Below are 1,867 nucleotides of genomic sequence, written 5' to 3' on the forward strand. Positions count from 1 at the left end.
AGCAACTGGCACACCGGTGGCGTCCAGCGCAGCAACGGCTCCGGCCCGTCGGCTCCCACCGCGTCCGCGAGGAATCCGGCGGCCCGGACGTAGCACGCCCCGCCCACCGGTGTGCCAGTTGCTGTGCCTCGTCGTGCTGTGGCCGCTGTTCGAGCGGGTGGGCGGCGGCCTGCTGTCCCGGCCGGGGCGCTGGGGGGCGCTGTACCTCGTCGCCGTGGCCGGCTGGGTGGGGCGGGACGCGCTCGCCCCCGTGTCCCCGCCGCTGCTCGCGGCACTGCTTCTGCTGCTGCTCCTGCTCCGGCTGCCCCCGTTCCGCGGGAGCGCACCGGCGTCGGGGCCGTCCGACCACAGACGACCGAACGGCTGAACCAGCGAACGGACCGAGCTTCCGGAGCCGAACCGCCAGGGGGGAACCACCGTGCGTCCGCCAGCCACTCCACGCGAGAGATCCGCGTCCGGGCCCGTACCGGAGGGCGCGTCGACACCCGCCACCCCCGCGGACCGTCCTGCGGACATTCCCGCGGAACCGCCTTCGCGGACCGGGTCGCGGAGCCGCCCCTCCCCGGAGCCGCCGGCCCCGGTCCGGGAACCCGTGACGGACCTCTCCGACCTGCCGCCCCTCTGGTCCGCGCGGCGCGCCCCCGCGTTCCACCTCCTCCTGCCGCTGTGCGCGGCGCTCGCCCTGTGGCTGTACGCGGTACGGCACACCGACGTGTCGCGGCTCGACGACTACGGCCTGCTCACCGCGCTCCACCCGGCCTTCTGGGCCGGCCTCGCCGTCCTCACCACCGGCTTCTGGTGCACGGTCCGCGACCGGCGGCGGGCCGGCGGCTGGCCGGCGGCGTACGTGCTCGGTCTGCTGGTGATGGAACGCGCCACGCAGGCCGTGCTCTACCCGACCCCGCTGTACGCCTGGGCGTGGAAGCACGACGGTGTCGTCGACCACCTGCTGACCGCCGGCGGGCTCCAGAGCGCCGACCGGATCGGTGACATGGCGGTCTACGACCAGTGGCCGGGCTTCTTCGCCGCGCAGGCGGCGCTGGTGCGGCTGCTGGGCGTGGACTCGGCCGCGATGTACATGGCGTGGTGGCCGCTGGCGTCCAGTCTGCTGCTGCTGTTCCCGCTGCTGCTGGTCTACCGCACCTTCACCGGGGACGGGCGGCTGATCTGGACCGCGGTCTGGCTCTTCTTCGTCGCCAACTGGGTGGGCCAGGACTACTTCTCCCCGCAGTCCGTCGCCTTCGCGCTGCACCTCGGAGTGCTGGCCGTGGTGCTGCGCCGCTACGGCCGTACCGGCGGGGGCGGCGGGCGGCGGGGGCAGGCGGTCTGGACGGTCCTGCTCACCGTGCTGGTGGTGGCGATCGTCATCTCGCACCAGCTCACCCCGGCCATGCTGGTCGTGTCGCTGCTCGCGCTGGTCCTGCTCCGCCGCCACCGGGACTGGGTTCCGGTGGCCACCACGGTCGTCCTCTTCCTGGCCTGGTGCGCGACGGCCGCGCTGCCCTTCCTGTCCGCCGCGCTGCCGGACATGCTCCGCGCCGTGGGCGACGTCGGCGGCAACGTCGAGAGGGGGTACGGCACCACCCCGACCGGCGCCGGCGCGCTCACCGGCTCGTGGGCGGCCAGGCTGCTCTCGGGCTCCGTCCTGCTGCTGGCGCTGGCCGGGGTCCGCCGGCAACCCGTACTGCGGTACCGGGCGATGCCGCTGCTGGTGATCACGGCGGCCCCGCTGCCGATGTTCGCGGCGAGCGGCTACGGCAACGAGATGATCTTCCGGGTCCTGCTGTTCATGCTGCCCGGCGTCGCCTTCTTCGCCGCCGCCGCCCTGCTGCCCGAGGTGCGCACCCTCGCCGCCGAGGAGGCGGCG

At 74.7% G+C, this 1,867-nt stretch carries 2 protein-coding genes; both read left to right on the forward strand.

What is annotated here, in order from left to right:
* Positions 1-109 precede the first annotated feature (109 nt).
* Positions 110-367 (forward strand): hypothetical protein, encoded by a 258-nt coding sequence (locus AOK18_RS33085; protein ID WP_055695241.1) that lies wholly within the window; start codon positions 110-112, stop codon positions 365-367.
* A 225-nt stretch (positions 368-592) separates the two neighbouring features.
* On the forward strand, positions 593-1,867 hold a 1,275-nt coding region (locus AOK18_RS19855), incomplete at its 3' end, for a glycosyltransferase (RefSeq protein ID WP_079105101.1).

This window comes from Streptomyces prasinopilosus, from assembly GCF_001419695.1.
Taxonomy (GTDB): domain Bacteria; phylum Actinomycetota; class Actinomycetes; order Streptomycetales; family Streptomycetaceae; genus Streptomyces; species Streptomyces prasinopilosus.